This window comes from Polaribacter sp. ALD11 (assembly GCF_002831685.1).
Classification (GTDB): Bacteria; Bacteroidota; Bacteroidia; order Flavobacteriales; family Flavobacteriaceae; genus Polaribacter.
This window is the reverse complement of record NZ_CP025119.1, coordinates 924557-938868: the sequence shown is the minus strand read 5'-3', so window position 1 is coordinate 938868 and position 14312 is coordinate 924557. Positions and strand designations below refer to the sequence as shown.

Genomic DNA, 14312 nt, shown 5'->3' with positions numbered 1-14312 from the left:
AAATAAAAATATAACATAACTAAAAAGCCCGAGCATTTGCTCGGGCTTTTTTTTATTTAAAAAAAAATGGAAACAATTAATAGATTAAAAGAGAATGTAGAAATTATTCTTCCTCAAAATGGACTAGAAGAAAAGTTAGAACTAGCTAAAAAAGAGAACAGAAAACTAATAATTAAGCTTGGTTTTGATCCGACTGCACCAGATTTACATTTGGGACACGCTGTTGTTTTAAAGAAATTAAAAGAGTTTCAAAATCTAGGTCATCAGATTGTTATTCTAGTTGGAAATTTTACTGCTCGAATAGGTGATCCTACAGGAAAAAACAAAAGTAGAAAACCATTATCTCTAGAGGAGGTGCAGCATAATGCAGAGACGTACATTAATCAATTATCTAAAGTTATAGATGTTGATAAGGTTAAAATCGTATTTAACTCAGAATGGTTAGACAAACTATCATTTACAGAAGTGATTCAAATTTTATCTAAGGTTACTGTTGCTCAATTAATGCATAGAAACGACTTTAATAAAAGGTTTACAGAAAATACGCCAATTGCAATGCATGAATTAGTATACCCGATACTTCAAGGATTTGATTCTGTAGAAATAAAAGCAGATATTGAAATGGGAGGTACAGACCAACTTTTTAATTGTACAATGGGTAGAAAATTACAAGAAACTTTTGAAATGAGTCCGCAAATAGTAATGTGTATGCCGTTATTAAAAGGGCTTGATGGTAAAGAGAAAATGAGTAAGTCGTTACACAATATTATAGGGATTACAGATGAAGCAAATGAAATGTTTGGAAAAACAATGTCAATTCCAGATAGTTTGCTAGAAGAGTTCTTACAGTTAACAACGGACTTTTCTTTAAGTAAAAAAGAAGGTATTAAAAATAGATTAGCTAGCGGAGAGAATCCAATGGAAATAAAAAAACTAATTGCTAAAAACATTATTACCCAATACCATAACAAGAATCAAGCGCAAGAAGCAGAAGAATACTTTATCAACCAATTTCAAAGTAAAAAATTTGAAGAAAAAGAATTTGAAGCTGTTTTAATTAAAAATACTCAACATAAAAATAATGCAATTAGTTTAATAGATTTATGCGTTCATCTTAAAAAAGGACTCTCTAAATCTGCTCTTAGAAGGTTAATTGAAAGTGGGGCCGTACAAGTTGATACCATAAAAAACAAAGAGGTTTATGCTGAGATTTTACTAAAGGATGGTATGAAAGTAAAAATAGGGAAAAGAGATTTTTATGAATTAATTGATTAAAGTTATTTGTTTTATAAATAATTGTTTCTCTAATCTAGATTTAAAAATGAATCAAAATAAGTTATTAATAATTAAAATTTGATTCATTTTTCTTGTCTTTGTGAATACCCTAACTTCGCATCTTCCAAAAAAAACACCATTGCTATAATAAATGGCAATTGAAAAAATACACTACATGAATATTTACAAACAAATTGAAGCAGAGATTCAAGCCGCTTCACATATCGTTATTACAGCACACAAATCTGCAGACGGAGACTCGATTGGGTCTTCTTTAGGGTTGCTTCATTTTATAGAAAAGTTAGGTAAAAAAGCGGTTGTTTGTCACCCAGATAAAGCACCCGATTTTTTAGATTGGTTAGATACTTCGTCTATTATTTTAATGGAAGAGAATTCTGATGAGGTAACTGAACAAATGCAAAAAGCAGATTTAATTTTCTGTTTAGATTACAATGCAACCAATAGAGTAGGACCAGAAATGCAAGCTTTGTTAGAAGCAGCAACCTGTAAGAAAATAATGATCGATCATCATTTGAATCCTGAAGAGTTTCCTACACTTACGGTTTCTGAAACAACAGCATCATCAACATCACAATTAATTGTAGATTTAATAGAAGAATCTGGCAATTTAGAATTGTTAGATGAAAAAATGGGAACACCTTTATACTTAGGAATCTTAACTGATACCGGTAGTTTTAGATTCAATTCTGTAAAACCAAGAACGCATGAGGTTTTAGCAAAATTATTAGCAGCGGGAGTAGCCCATCATTTAATTCACGAAAAATTAAGTGACAATAATACAGAATCTCGTTTGCGTTTACAAGGGTACGCAATGAGCGAGAAATTAGAGATTCTATACGATTATAATGTCGCTATTATTTCTTTGTCTAAAGAAGAATTGGCAAAATACAATTACAAAAAAGGAGATACCGATAGTTTGGCAAACTTAGTTTTATCTATAAAAGGAATGAAAGCTGCGATTGTATTTACAGAAAGAGACGGAATTATGAAAATATCTTTCCGTTCTAAAGGAGCAGAAAACCCTGTGAATGTGTTGGCAAAAGAACACTTTAACGGTGGAGGTCATGCAAATGCTTCTGGGGGAATGAGCGATTTAACCGTTAAAGAAACGTTAGAAAAATTAAGAGGCTTGATTCCTGAATATTTTCAGAAGTAAGAAGAATTCTCTTTTAAAGATATTGAAAAAATAAGAGGTTTTAGCTTTATAGTAAAGTTAGAACCTTTTTATTGCGCTCAATTTTTAATTTTAGTCTAAAACTATTTCAAACAAAATCTTCAAATAATTTCACAACAATTAAAGTTTGATTATTTTTATCGAATATTTATTTTAAATGAGTCAGAAGGAAGAATTTTTTGAGTACATAAACAACGGTTACAAAACCAAAGGCGATTTTATAGCATTAGGAGCTGCAATGTTAGGTGAAGAAACAATTACAGATGCCATTGTAAAAGTTCCTTTAAAAACCTTAAACAGACATGGTTTAATTGCTGGCGCAACCGGAACAGGGAAAACAAAAACACTTCAAGTTTTGGCTGAAAATTTATCAGAAAAAGGAGTTCCTGTGTTGTTAATGGACATCAAAGGAGATCTTTCTGGTTTGGCACAAGCAAGTTCTGGTCACGCAAAAATAGACGAACGTCATGCAAAAATTGGGTTTCCGTTTACAGCACAAAAATTCCCGATAGAAATTTTAACAATTTCTGAGCAAGAAGGGACAAGAATGCGTGCAACAGTTTCAGAATTCGGACCCGTTTTATTATCAAGAATTTTAGATTTAACAGAAACGCAAAGTGGTATTGTTTCTATCATTTTTAAATATTGTGATGATAATAAGTTTGCATTATTAGATATTAAAGACTTTAAAAAAGTTTTACAATATGTTACCAATGAAGGAAAAGAAGAAATTCAAGCAGAGTATGGGAGAATTTCATCATCTTCTACAGGTGCAATTTTACGTAAGATTGTAGAAATAGAACAACAAGGTGGCGATTTATTCTTTGGTGAAAAGTCTTTTGAAGTAGAAGATTTAACTAGAGTAGATGCAGATGGAAAAGGAATTATCTCTGTTTTAAGATTAACCGATATACAAGACAAACCAAAGTTATTTTCAACATTTATGTTGCAATTACTAGCTGAGGTTTATGAAACGTTCCCAGAGCAAGGAGATTCTGGTAGACCAGAATTAATTATCTTTATAGATGAAGCTCATTTGGTATTTGAAGAAGCTTCTAAAGCTTTATTGAATCAAATAGAAAGTATTGTAAAGTTAATTCGTTCTAAAGGAATTGGTTTGTATTTCGTAACTCAGAATCCTAAAGATGTGCCAGAAGATATTTTAGCGCAACTAGGTTTAAAAATTCAGCATGCATTAAGAGCTTTTACTGCAAAAGACAGAAAAGCAATTAAGTTGGCAGCAGAGAATTATCCGAATTCAGAGTATTACGATACAAAGGAAGTCTTAACACAATTAGGAATTGGAGAAGCATTTGTATCCGTTTTAAACGAAAAAGGAATTCCGACGCCATTAGCAAGAACCATGTTGCGTGCACCAATGAGTAGAATGGACGTGTTAACCGACAAAGAGTTAAAGCAAGTTGTAGACAACTCTAGATTGTTTTATAAATACAATGAAAATCTTGATAGAGAAAGTGCTTATGAGTTATTAAATGCTAAAATAGCCAAAGTAAATCTTGCCGAAGCAGCGGCTATAAAAGCAGCAGCAGATGAAAAAGAAAGAGAAAAAGTAGCAAAAGAAAAGGAAAAAGAGAGGCAAAGAGAAGAAAGAGCGAGTAGAAGTTCTTCTAGAAGACGAAGTACCGCACAAAATCCGTTAATTAAAGTATTAACAAGTGCTACTTTTATAAGAGCAGCTTTCGGTATATTAAAAAAAGTTTTAAAATAACAAAATCAATAAAAGAACGTTATAAAACGTATAAACAACCAAAAATGATTAAAAAAAATATATTATCAATAGTACTAATTGCATGTTCTCTATTAATTGTAAGCTGTGGAGATGGAGGGAAATTTAAAATAGAAAAAGGTAAAGTAGGGCATTTAACACCAAAAACTACCATTGATGAATTAGATCATATTTTTAAAAATGATTCGATAGTAAAAAATTTAAGTGAAGGAGCTTTAGGAGATAATTATTTTCAAGATGATGATGAATACTTGATCTTCGAGAAAGGAGGAAAGCACTTGCTTACGATTATACCAAAAGAACAATTAGATTCCGTTTCTACTATTAAAAGTATAGAGATACACGATGTTAGATTTAAAACTGAAACAGCTATTAATGTAAATTCTAGTTTTTCTGAAATTAATGTAAATAACAACATTAATAGAGTAGAATCTACTTTTTCTACTGCAACGCTATTTATTGATGATCTGAATGCAACTATAGCAATAGACAAAGAAGAATTAGGGTTAAAAGATTTTACAACTCAGAAGGTAACTTTAGAGCAAATTCCTGATTTAGCAAAAATGAAATCTTTTATTGTTTGGTTTAATTAAAGTTATTTTGAAAAATCTATCTATTGAACATCATAAAGAAACAATTTTAAAGCCAAATTCAGAATTTGATCGAAGAGTCATTTTTCAATATTATTTAGATAATAACATTTCAATTAATAAAATTGAACGAGAAATCCTTTTAGAAACACATGTTCTAGAACCAGAATCTATTGGTATTATAGGTTGTTTATTAAATGATAAAAGCCATTTAAATATATTAAGGTTAGCAATTGGTGCAAAAAATAGATCTAATAAAAAGTTATCAGCATTGTCTGCTACGTTATTTAATTCAGAACAATTAGAAAGTGCAGATTCTTATTATTTTATAGAAACAGCTATAGAAGATATTTCAAATATAGAAAACGGAATTATCATGGAGTATAGCTCTATATATTCTTAAGAAGATGAAAAAATATACCATTCAGAAATCACCATTTGTAGTACCTACAACAGATGGCAAAGTTATTAAAGAACATTTTGGAAAAGCTACCGACGGTAATTCTCAAGTAAGTATTGCACATATGGTTGCACCGTCTAATTGGAGCGAGCCTTTTCAAACACCAGAATTTGATGAATATACGTATATCATCAAAGGGAAAAAACAGTTTATTATAGATGACGAAACGGTTGTTTTAGAAGCAGGAGAATCTATTAAGATAGAAAAAAATACCCGCGTTCAATACTCAAATCCGTTTATAGAACCTTGTGAGTATTTAGCCGTTTGTTTGCCAGCATTTTCTATCGATCTAGTAAATAGAGAATAAGTTATTAAAAAAAACATCATTAGTTCTACAACAAATATATGGTGGTTAATCATTAGAAAGGTTTAATAAAATTGCTGTATTTGGTTATTTACATAAAAATAGTTTCACCTGATAAAATCTAGAGTATATAACTTTTATTCTTAATAAATTAGTTTAGTTAAACCTCTAATGGAATCTAACTGAATTTAACATGGACTATGAAAATGATTAATTTTTTATCTACTACTTTATCTTTTAAAATATAGGCGCTTAAATAATCATATTTACTTCCTCTAATTAGTAATTTCAGAGATTCTGTTTCTAATTAATCTTTAAAAAGTATCTAAATGAGTTAATTAAATAATTGATTATTATAATATTTAGATATATTTTTTAATAAATTGCAATAAAATTTGATATGAAAGCGACCATTGCTCCTAGAACAATAAGACAAATATTTGTTTTATTACTTATTTTATTTATTGCAACTCTTATATTTAGAGAACTAATGCCTTATTTATCTGGTGTTTTGGGAGCTATTACAATTTATGTGCTATTAAGAAAGTGGATGGTTTTCTTAGTGAAAAAAAAGTGGAATCCAGATTTAGCAGCGGTATTTTTAATGTTTCTTTCTTTCATTTGCATTCTATTGCCTGTTGCAGGAATTATTATAATGTTAGGAAATAAAATAGGGGAAGCCGTTACAAATTCAGAGCAAGTAGTAGAAGCTTTTAAAAGCCAGATGGGAATTATTGAAGCAAAAATAGGATATGACTTTGCATCGAATATAAAAACAGCTGAAGTTTCTACCTGGGTTACAGATAATTTACAAGGCTTTGCAGGTGGTACTTTTAATATTTTTATAGCAATAGGTTTAATGTACTTTATGCTGTATTACATGTTAACAAACCGTTCTGAGTTAAGAAAATCATTATATGACTATATTCCTATTAGTGAAAGTAATTTAAAAGTTATAGGAGCAGAATCTCAATCTATGGTGCGTTCAAATGCAATAGGAATTCCTTTGGTTGCCATAGCTCAAGGTATAATAGCTCTAATAGGTTTTTTAATTTTCGGAGTAACAGACCCGTTTTTTTGGTTTGTTATTGTTACTGTAGGCTCTATGATTCCTTTTGTAGGAACTTTAATTGGTATTTTACCTGTTTTTATTCTAACGCTTTCAACGGGAAGTGAATTCTCTGCTTGGGGAATTTTAATTTATGGTTTGGTAGTTGTTGGTTCTACAGACAATATTATTAGATTATTTGTCTTGAAAAAATTAGATGATGTTCACCCTCTAATAACATTAATTGGAGTTATTGTTGGAGTGCCATTATTTGGTTTTATAGGTCTAATTTTTGGGCCTTTACTAATTAGTTTGTTTTTAATTATAGTAAGAATTTATAAAAAAGAATTTGGTGCTAAGAAAGAACAGACAGTTGTTCTATAAACTTTTTTTATTAAGATTTAGTTTCTTTAGTTGTCGCATTAAATTTAACTAGATTCTTGTTCTTTTTTTTATCAATATAATGTCTTAGAACGCCACCTTTTACACTATTAACATCAAACTCAACAATAAAAGCTTCTGTATCTATTTCTTGCACAACTCTATACATTTTTTTTATATCTATTCTATTTACTATAGAGTGAATAATATCAAAATCTTCAACTTTGCCATTATGACCAAAGCCAGAAGAGCCTTTATAAATGGTTAAACCAACGCCTAATTCTTCTAAAATGGCTTTTTTTATGATGTTATGTTTTTTAGAAACAATGGTTACACCAATAAAATCTTCAAAACCTTCTATAACAGTATCTGTAACTTTTGCAGCGATAATATAGGTTAAGATAGAGTATAGTGCAACTTCAACTGAAACAACAAAAGCAGTAATGCTAAATAAGATAATATTAAAAAAAAGTACAATTTTGCCAATACTAATTCCGAATTTATCATTTAAATATATACCTAAAATTTCTGAACCATCTAAAACAGAACCATTTCTTATTGCGATACCTATACCAGAACCTACTAATAAACCTCCAAAAATTGAAATTAATAATTTATCGTTTGTTATTGTTTGAAAGTTCTCTACATGAATAAAAATAGCCAAACCCAAAATACTAATAATTGATTTTACTACAATTCGTTTAGAAACAGTATAATACCCTAAAATTAAAAAAGGAATACTAAAAATAAGAAGTAGGTAAGACATGTTTATATCTACTTGTGTTCTTACTAAAAGCGCAATGCCAGTTACACCACCATCTAAAAAACCATTAGGTAATAGAAAAGCTTTTAAACCTAAACTAGTTAATACAATTCCTATAAATATTTGAAAATATTCAGAAAAATAGTTAATTCCTTTTTTACTACTCATTAATTAATATTTTCTCTTACAAGCTAACAATGTGTTTTTTAGTAGCATCGCAATTGTCATTGGGCCCACGCCGCCAGGAACTGGTGTAATAAATTCAGATTTTTTAGAAACCTCTTCGAAGGCTACATCACCAACCAATCTATAGCCACTTTTTTTAGAAGAATCTGCTAAACGGGTAATACCAACATCTATAACAGTAACATTGTCTTTTACCATATCTGCTTTTAAAAACTCTGGAATTCCAATAGCAGCAACAATAATATCTGCTTGTAAAGTAATTTCTTTTAAGTTTCTTGTTCTACTATGACACATGGTTACAGTTGCGTTACCCACTTTTCTTTTTTGTGATAGTAAAATACTCATTGGGCTACCAACAATATGACTTCTTCCTAAAACAACAACATGTTTTCCAGAAGTTTCTACATTGTATCTTTCTAGTAATTCTAAAATTCCAAACGGAGTTGCAGAAATAAAAGTAGGTAAGTTTAATGCCATCTTTCCAACATTTGTAGGATGAAATCCATCTACATCTTTGTCAGGGTCTACAGCCATTAAAATCTTTTGTTCATCTATATGTTTTGGTAATGGAAGCTGTACAATAAAACCATCAATATCGTTATCAACATTTAAAACGGCAATTTCATTCAATAATTCTTCCTCTGTAATTTCTTCTGGTAGTCTTATTAAAGTAGATTCAAAACCAACACGCTCACAAGCCTTTACTTTCGCGTTCACATACGTAATACTTGCCCCATCATTTCCTACAATTATTGCAGCAAGATGCGGAGTATCATGCCCATTATTTTTTAACTCTCTAACTTCGAGAGCAATTTCTTCTTTAATATCTGCTGCAGTCTTTTTTCCGTCTAGTAAAATCATTCTTGTTTGTGTTGTTGTGTTTTGTATATAAAAAAAGATAAACTATTGTTTATCTTTTTTAAAATATTTACTGCATTCCTTTCATCATTTGCATCATCTTTTTGCCACCACCACCTTGCATCATCTTCATCATTTTGCTCATCTGATTAAATTGCTTCATTAGTTGGTTTACTTCATTAACAGAAGTTCCAGAGCCTTTAGCAATTCTCTTTTTTCTATTTGCATTTATTGTTGTAGGAGTGCTTCTTTCCTCTGGCGTCATCGATTGAATTATTGCTTCAATACCTTTAAAAGCATCATCATCAATATCTACATCTTTCATTGCTTTACCAGCACCAGGAATCATGCCCATAAGGTCTTTCATGCTTCCCATTTTCTTAATCTGTTGAATTTGCGTTAAGAAATCATCAAAACCAAACTGATTCTTAGCAATTTTCTTTTGTAGTTTTCTAGCTTCTTCTTCGTCATATTGATCTTGCGCTCTTTCAACAAGAGAAATAACATCTCCCATTCCAAGAATTCTGTCTGCCATTCTATCTGGATGAAAAACATCAATCGCATCCATTTTCTCTCCTGTACCAATAAATTTTATTGGTTTATCTACTACAGATTTAATAGATAGCGCAGCTCCACCACGAGTATCTCCATCTAATTTTGTAAGAACAACTCCATCAAAATTTAAGATATCATTAAAAGCTTTTGCTGTATTTACAGCATCTTGCCCAGTCATAGAATCTACCACAAATAATGTTTCTTGTGGTTTAATTGTTTTATGAATGTTAGAAATCTCAGTCATCATTTCTTCATCTACTGCCAAACGACCAGCAGTATCAATAATAACTACATTTTTACCAGTTGCCTTGGCATGTTTAATAGCATTTACAGAAATTTCTACAGGGTTGTTGTTACCAACTTCGGCATATACTTCTACACCAATCTGCTCTCCAACTACTTGTAATTGGTTAATTGCTGCAGGTCTATAGACATCACAACCAACCAAAAGTACCTCTTTCGATTTTTTAGTTTTTAAGAAGTTTGCTAATTTTCCAGAAAAAGTGGTTTTACCAGAACCTTGTAAACCAGACATTAAAATAATGGTTGGAGAACCACCTAAATTAACACCAACAGTTTCGCCACCCATTAATAAAGTTAGTTCGTCTTTAACTAACTTTACCATTAATTGCCCAGGGTTTAATGTAGTTAGTACATCTTGCCCAAGTGCTTGAGTTTGTACTTTTTTAGTGAAATCTTTGGCAATTTTAAAGTTTACATCGGCATCTAGCAACGCTCTTCTAACTTCTTTTAAAGTTTCTGCAACGTTAACTTCTGTAATTTTACCGTGTCCTTTTAAGGTGTGTAAGGCTTTATCTAATTTATCGCTTAAATTATTAAACATAATTTGTGTCTTTTTTTGGAAACACAAATATAATAAATTAACAAGTATTTTTATAAAGTTATTATCGCCTTTTTTAGATTAGTTTTTCTTTAAGAATAAAGGAACAAAGAAGTTTATAAGATGTATAAGAATTGAAGCCATAAAAAGCACAAATGATATGAAAATTACCATTTCTGAATTATCATTTAAAAGAGATAATTCTTTAGGGTATTGCTTGCCAACCCAGTTCCAATGATGCTTTGTCATCAATAATAAAAGTGATAGCATTTGAAGAGAAAGATGGAGAATTGTTAACCATTTCTTAGGTGGTTTTTCTGCCCAAATTAAAGAGAAGTAGTTAAAACCGATTAAAGTAAAAAAGATAGCAGAAATATAGAACCAAAAATCAACCGTAAAAATATAGTACGTATCGCCTATGTTAAAGTCTAAACTTTCATTTCTATTTATAAAACCTAAAATTATAAAAGAAAGCGTTAATCCGAAGAAAAAAAGATGTGGTTTGGTTATTATTTTTTTCATACTTCTTGTATACAAAAAAAAGCCTCTTAGAGGTCTTTGCTATACTTTTTTATTAGAATGTTGGTATGATGTTCTGTGTGATGTGCAGTCCACATTATAATTTCTCTAATGGTCATTTTTCCCATTAAAGGGTGCGGAATTATTAAAGTATCTAAATTTAGGTCACTTATTTTTCTAACTTTATATTGTAGCTTTCTATTCTGAATATGAAGTCTATTTATTAACCTTTCTCTATTTTTTAAAACAGGTTTCTTTAAATTTTTATTAAATAATTTAGCCTTATCTTCATTTTCTTCTAACTTTTCCTGATAATTTTTAACAACCGTTTCATAATCTCTAATTTCTCTATTACAAAGACCAAACTTGTATTTAAGAAAAAACCTAGGATAACTTAGCGCGTTATTTAATAGCTGTAAACTAGTTACTAAATGTAGTATTTGCTGGCCAGTAGTCCATTTTTCTTCTGGGCCTTTTTCCCAATTTTCTCTGGGCTGTTGCTCTAACCAATCAAATAAAGTTTTATGTTTTTCTTCTAATAAATCTATAATTACTTCTTTCGTCATTTGAAATTGCTATATAGGCAGAAATGTACAATAAAAATTACCCTTAATTGAAAATAGAATTACTTAATTGTATTTTAATTAAAATTAATTATTTTATTACTTGCAATGCTATGCCATCTATTGGTGTAGAAAGTCTAATTTACAAGAGTTGTTATTGCTTTTCTATTCATTATATTGTGTAGCTGCATGTTTGAATACTACTAAATGTTTAAAATAATTCTATATTTTTTTAAGAAGAAAAGTAATAATTTATAGACATGGTTATCTGTAAATTATAGCTTGTAAGCTACCAACACCTGAATTATCTGTTGAAAAATTTCTTTCAACTGTTGTTTTAAACTTTATCTGAATGTCAATATTTAATGTTCCATTTGCTGAAATAGGAAATACTCGGCTTAAAAATCCCTCAGCTATTTCAAAACTATTATCTCCTCCTGATATTATAGTTGTTGGTTGAGATAATATTGAGTTACCATTTAATGTTGCATAAATGCTTAAAAGATCTCCAATATTGTCGTATGTTAACACACCAACATTAAACTCTTCAGATATGTTTACTCTAACGTCTATTATATCACCAGCCTGTACAGCAATAGTTGTTGTCGGTAATACATCGCTCCTTAAGGAATAATTGGTGATGTCAGTTGGTTTGACGTTAACATTCGGGGTAGCTCGAGTTGTAACTACCGAAAATAAAGATCTACCAGTACGTAGAACTCTCCAGAGATTGCCGTCTCTAATTTTAATAGTTGTAATTGCTAATGTAGTATCAAACCAAATATCTCCCTCTAAAGGAGTTGTAGGCTCTGTGTTACTATGAGTAACAACATTATTGTTTACATTTTTTAAAGTCCCTTTATTATCTATTACCCTAATTTCTTGAGCATAAGTTATTTGTGCGAAGTTTACGCATACTATAAATAATAAAGATTTTAAGATTATTTTAGAAAACATTTGTTCTTAAGTTATTCTTTTTAATAAAAAGAAGGTGTTTGTGTAATAAGTATCTTGTTTTAAAGCGTTGGCTCTTTAAGAACCAACGCTTCAAATATTTAAACAAGAAATAATTTAATAGGATGTTGTAATTAGTAAATCCACTGTACTTCAATAATATCTCCAGTATATGTAGTCCAGTCATTAGGAACACCAGCCGAAATATCTAAAGTAATTGTATCATCAGCAGTAAGAGTATAATCTACACCAGCTCTCAATTTTGCTCCATTTCTATAAACAGAAATTTTATTAATAGATGTTCCCATCGCTAAGCCTGTTGCTGTTACAGCAACAGCTCCGTCACTTGGAATCGGAAACTCCGTACGTCCAGCTGTTATAAAATCTGTAGCTAGCATCTTTTTAACTTCTCCTGTACCTTCATCTCTAACTAAAAGCGTAAATCCACTTGTATTCAAAGTAGTTGCAGTTGCTGCAGTTCCAGTTTCTCGTAGAAGACCAGCACCATTTAGTAAAAAAGTTCCACCAGTATCCAATGTAATTTTAAATTCTTTATCACCAGTTGCAATATTAGTATCGTCAGTAAGAGTACCACCTAGTTGCCATGTTGATACAATACCACCATCTGGTTGTACATCTGTTAATAGTGTTAAACCATTTTTTACCTGTAGGTACTTTTTAGTTCCTTTATTGTCGATTACTCTAACTGTACCATTTAACTCACTAGATTGACCTTTTTTTTCAAAAGCTCCAACTGCGTTTCCTGTAAGAGCATCAGTTCCAGATGTTTGTTGCGCATTTACGGCAGTTCCTACCAACATCATAAGGCCCAATGCGCCTAATTTTAAATAATTTGTTTTCATTTTTTTCATTTTTTTTAATTTTACTATTGTTAATTTGGTTTTGGTTATTATTATAAGTTTGGTTTTCTATATGTTAATATAATTGCACAATTCTAATTTTATCATTAGCATAGCAAATGGCTTCTGGTTCTAATTTTATAGTGGTATTGTTAACGGCTGTAAAATCGATACGAACACCATTTCTATAGACATCAATTTTACCAACGTTCGTAATAGGTAAAGGAGTATTAAATTCTAACTGCCCATCTATTGCAATGATAACTACTTGTTCTTTTTGTGTAATAGAAGAGATGGGTCTTTGTTTTAAAACACCTGTATTTTTATCTGCTACCACTACTTGGTCTTCTGTATTGGTACTTATTTGCAAACCTTTTATTGCCAATGTATTTGTAATATCTGCTGTAATTGTTGTAGGCTCGGTTAAGGCACCGCCTAGTTTTAGGATATTGCCTTCTTTGTACAATCCGTTTACAGCATCTGCAGGTAAAGAAACCCACGTTACGCCGTTGTAAACTTGTATGCATCCGCAGGCTTCGTGCCAAACTTGGTCTCCTGTTACTGGGGTTGTAAATTGTGTGTCTCTAACAGAGTTATTTGCTACCACAAGTAACCCTAGCTCATTGGTGGCATCATAATCTTCATTTACTGGCACCCAATTTGTACCATTCCAAATCATTAAAGTAGTGTTGTTGTTAGGGCCAAAGTCTGTAAGCCAAATAATATCTCCTAAGTTATAAGGTGGCGTTAAATCTCCTAAAGCATTTACAATTTTTATGTTAGCGGTTCCGTTTGTTGGGTGTGGTATGTATAATATTTTCTGAGTGTCTAAAAAGACAAAGCCTTCTGTATTGCTAAGAATGTTTAGTTCTACGTTTAAATATTTTAGTTTTCCGTCCCAAATAATATCACTAAACATATAATTGGTTGGTGTTCCTTCTCCTACAATAACAGAAATCATTCCGTTTTCATCTGTAGTAACTGCATGTTCTTCGGTGTATTCTATGCCTACGCTATTTGTTATTGTAAAGCGAAGTAATACATCTTCTAACCCTAACGGAACATTGTTTTCTAATACATTGGTACCAGGTATCTGAATTTCTTCCGTATTTAAAATTAACGCCTGATAATTAAAACCTGGTGTTTGTGCACAGAAGATTGTGGTACTAAGTAAAATGAAAAGGAGCCCTATTTTTTTTATGAATAGCATTGC

Annotated in this window: 15 protein-coding genes; 7 read left to right on the top strand and 8 right to left on the bottom strand. The window is 30.7% G+C overall.

Features of this window, described 5'->3' with window-relative positions; translation table 11 throughout:
- The first annotated feature begins 66 nt into the window (after nt 1-66).
- The 7 genes from tyrS (at nt 67) to CW731_RS04130 (ending at nt 7003) form a co-directional block, all read left to right on the top strand.
- Nucleotides 67-1275 carry a tyrosine--tRNA ligase gene (gene tyrS, locus CW731_RS04160; protein ID WP_100945548.1) on the top strand — a complete coding sequence of 403 codons (1209 nt, stop codon included), beginning with the start codon at nt 67-69 and terminating at the stop codon, nt 1273-1275.
- Between the two features lie 175 nt (nt 1276-1450).
- Nucleotides 1451-2452 carry a bifunctional oligoribonuclease/PAP phosphatase NrnA gene (locus CW731_RS04155; RefSeq protein WP_100947620.1) on the top strand — a complete coding sequence of 334 codons (1002 nt, stop codon included), beginning with the start codon at nt 1451-1453 and terminating at the stop codon, nt 2450-2452.
- A gap of 175 nt (nt 2453-2627) precedes the next feature.
- Entirely contained in the window at nt 2628-4199 is a 1572-nt protein-coding gene (locus CW731_RS04150) for a helicase HerA-like domain-containing protein (protein WP_100945547.1), read from the top strand.
- A 44-nt stretch (nt 4200-4243) separates the two neighbouring features.
- Nucleotides 4244-4810 (top strand): hypothetical protein, encoded by a 567-nt coding sequence (locus tag CW731_RS04145; RefSeq protein WP_100945546.1) that lies wholly within the window; start codon nt 4244-4246, stop codon nt 4808-4810.
- Nucleotides 4811-4817: 7 nt separating this feature from the next.
- Nucleotides 4818-5210: a hypothetical protein gene (locus CW731_RS04140; RefSeq protein ID WP_157812183.1), complete on the top strand. Its 393-nt coding sequence runs from the start codon at nt 4818-4820 to the stop codon at nt 5208-5210.
- 4 nt (nt 5211-5214) lie between these two features.
- Complete coding sequence (locus tag CW731_RS04135; protein ID WP_100945544.1) at nt 5215-5574, top strand: cupin domain-containing protein; 360 nt, start codon at nt 5215-5217, stop codon at nt 5572-5574.
- A gap of 397 nt (nt 5575-5971) precedes the next feature.
- Nucleotides 5972-7003, top strand: a complete 1032-nt coding sequence (locus CW731_RS04130; RefSeq protein WP_100945543.1) for an AI-2E family transporter — start codon at nt 5972-5974, stop codon at nt 7001-7003.
- 10 nt (nt 7004-7013) lie between these two features.
- On the opposite strand, the gene CW731_RS04125 is transcribed toward CW731_RS04130, so the two are convergent.
- The 8 genes from CW731_RS04125 to CW731_RS04090 form a co-directional block, all read right to left on the bottom strand.
- On the bottom strand, nt 7014-7931 hold the full coding sequence (locus tag CW731_RS04125) for a YitT family protein (protein WP_100945542.1): 918 nt from the start codon (nt 7929-7931) through the stop codon (nt 7014-7016).
- A gap of 3 nt (nt 7932-7934) precedes the next feature.
- The gene (folD, locus tag CW731_RS04120) at nt 7935-8810 is read right to left on the bottom strand and encodes a bifunctional methylenetetrahydrofolate dehydrogenase/methenyltetrahydrofolate cyclohydrolase FolD (RefSeq protein WP_100945541.1); all 876 of its coding nucleotides are present in this window, start codon (nt 8808-8810) and stop codon (nt 7935-7937) included.
- Between the two features lie 67 nt (nt 8811-8877).
- Complete coding sequence (ffh, locus tag CW731_RS04115) at nt 8878-10206, bottom strand: signal recognition particle protein (protein WP_100945540.1); 1329 nt, start codon at nt 10204-10206, stop codon at nt 8878-8880.
- Between the two features lie 78 nt (nt 10207-10284).
- Nucleotides 10285-10725: a hypothetical protein gene (locus CW731_RS04110; protein ID WP_100945539.1), complete on the bottom strand. Its 441-nt coding sequence runs from the start codon at nt 10723-10725 to the stop codon at nt 10285-10287.
- Between the two features lie 26 nt (nt 10726-10751).
- Nucleotides 10752-11288 (bottom strand): DinB family protein, encoded by a 537-nt coding sequence (locus CW731_RS04105; protein WP_100945538.1) that lies wholly within the window; start codon nt 11286-11288, stop codon nt 10752-10754.
- A 261-nt stretch (nt 11289-11549) separates the two neighbouring features.
- Nucleotides 11550-12242, bottom strand: a complete 693-nt coding sequence (locus CW731_RS04100) for a hypothetical protein (RefSeq protein WP_100945537.1) — start codon at nt 12240-12242, stop codon at nt 11550-11552.
- Between the two features lie 131 nt (nt 12243-12373).
- Nucleotides 12374-13111 (bottom strand): hypothetical protein, encoded by a 738-nt coding sequence (locus CW731_RS04095; protein WP_100945536.1) that lies wholly within the window; start codon nt 13109-13111, stop codon nt 12374-12376.
- Nucleotides 13112-13175: 64 nt separating this feature from the next.
- The gene (locus CW731_RS04090) at nt 13176-14309 is read right to left on the bottom strand and encodes a hypothetical protein (protein WP_100945535.1); all 1134 of its coding nucleotides are present in this window, start codon (nt 14307-14309) and stop codon (nt 13176-13178) included.
- Nucleotides 14310-14312: the final 3 nt, after the last annotated feature.

Excerpts from the sequence above, each read along its gene's own strand:
- tyrS (WP_100945548.1), top strand. The coding sequence starts at position 67 with ATGGAAACAATTAATAGATTAAAAGAGAATGTAGAAATTATTCTTCCT.
- CW731_RS04145 (WP_100945546.1), top strand. The coding sequence starts at position 4,244 with ATGATTAAAAAAAATATATTATCAATAGTACTAATTGCATGTTCTCTA.
- CW731_RS04150 (WP_100945547.1), top strand. The coding sequence starts at position 2,628 with ATGAGTCAGAAGGAAGAATTTTTTGAGTACATAAACAACGGTTACAAA.
- ffh (WP_100945540.1), bottom strand. The coding sequence starts at position 10,206 with ATGTTTAATAATTTAAGCGATAAATTAGATAAAGCCTTACACACCTTA.
- CW731_RS04155 (WP_100947620.1), top strand. The coding sequence starts at position 1,451 with ATGAATATTTACAAACAAATTGAAGCAGAGATTCAAGCCGCTTCACAT.
- CW731_RS04100 (WP_100945537.1), bottom strand. The coding sequence starts at position 12,242 with ATGTTTTCTAAAATAATCTTAAAATCTTTATTATTTATAGTATGCGTA.
- CW731_RS04090 (WP_100945535.1), bottom strand. The coding sequence starts at position 14,309 with ATGCTATTCATAAAAAAAATAGGGCTCCTTTTCATTTTACTTAGTACC.
- CW731_RS04105 (WP_100945538.1), bottom strand. The coding sequence starts at position 11,288 with ATGACGAAAGAAGTAATTATAGATTTATTAGAAGAAAAACATAAAACT.
- CW731_RS04125 (WP_100945542.1), bottom strand. The coding sequence starts at position 7,931 with ATGAGTAGTAAAAAAGGAATTAACTATTTTTCTGAATATTTTCAAATA.
- folD (WP_100945541.1), bottom strand. The coding sequence starts at position 8,810 with ATGATTTTACTAGACGGAAAAAAGACTGCAGCAGATATTAAAGAAGAA.
- CW731_RS04135 (WP_100945544.1), top strand. The coding sequence starts at position 5,215 with ATGAAAAAATATACCATTCAGAAATCACCATTTGTAGTACCTACAACA.
- CW731_RS04130 (WP_100945543.1), top strand. The coding sequence starts at position 5,972 with ATGAAAGCGACCATTGCTCCTAGAACAATAAGACAAATATTTGTTTTA.
- CW731_RS04095 (WP_100945536.1), bottom strand. The coding sequence starts at position 13,111 with ATGAAAAAAATGAAAACAAATTATTTAAAATTAGGCGCATTGGGCCTT.
- CW731_RS04110 (WP_100945539.1), bottom strand. The coding sequence starts at position 10,725 with ATGAAAAAAATAATAACCAAACCACATCTTTTTTTCTTCGGATTAACG.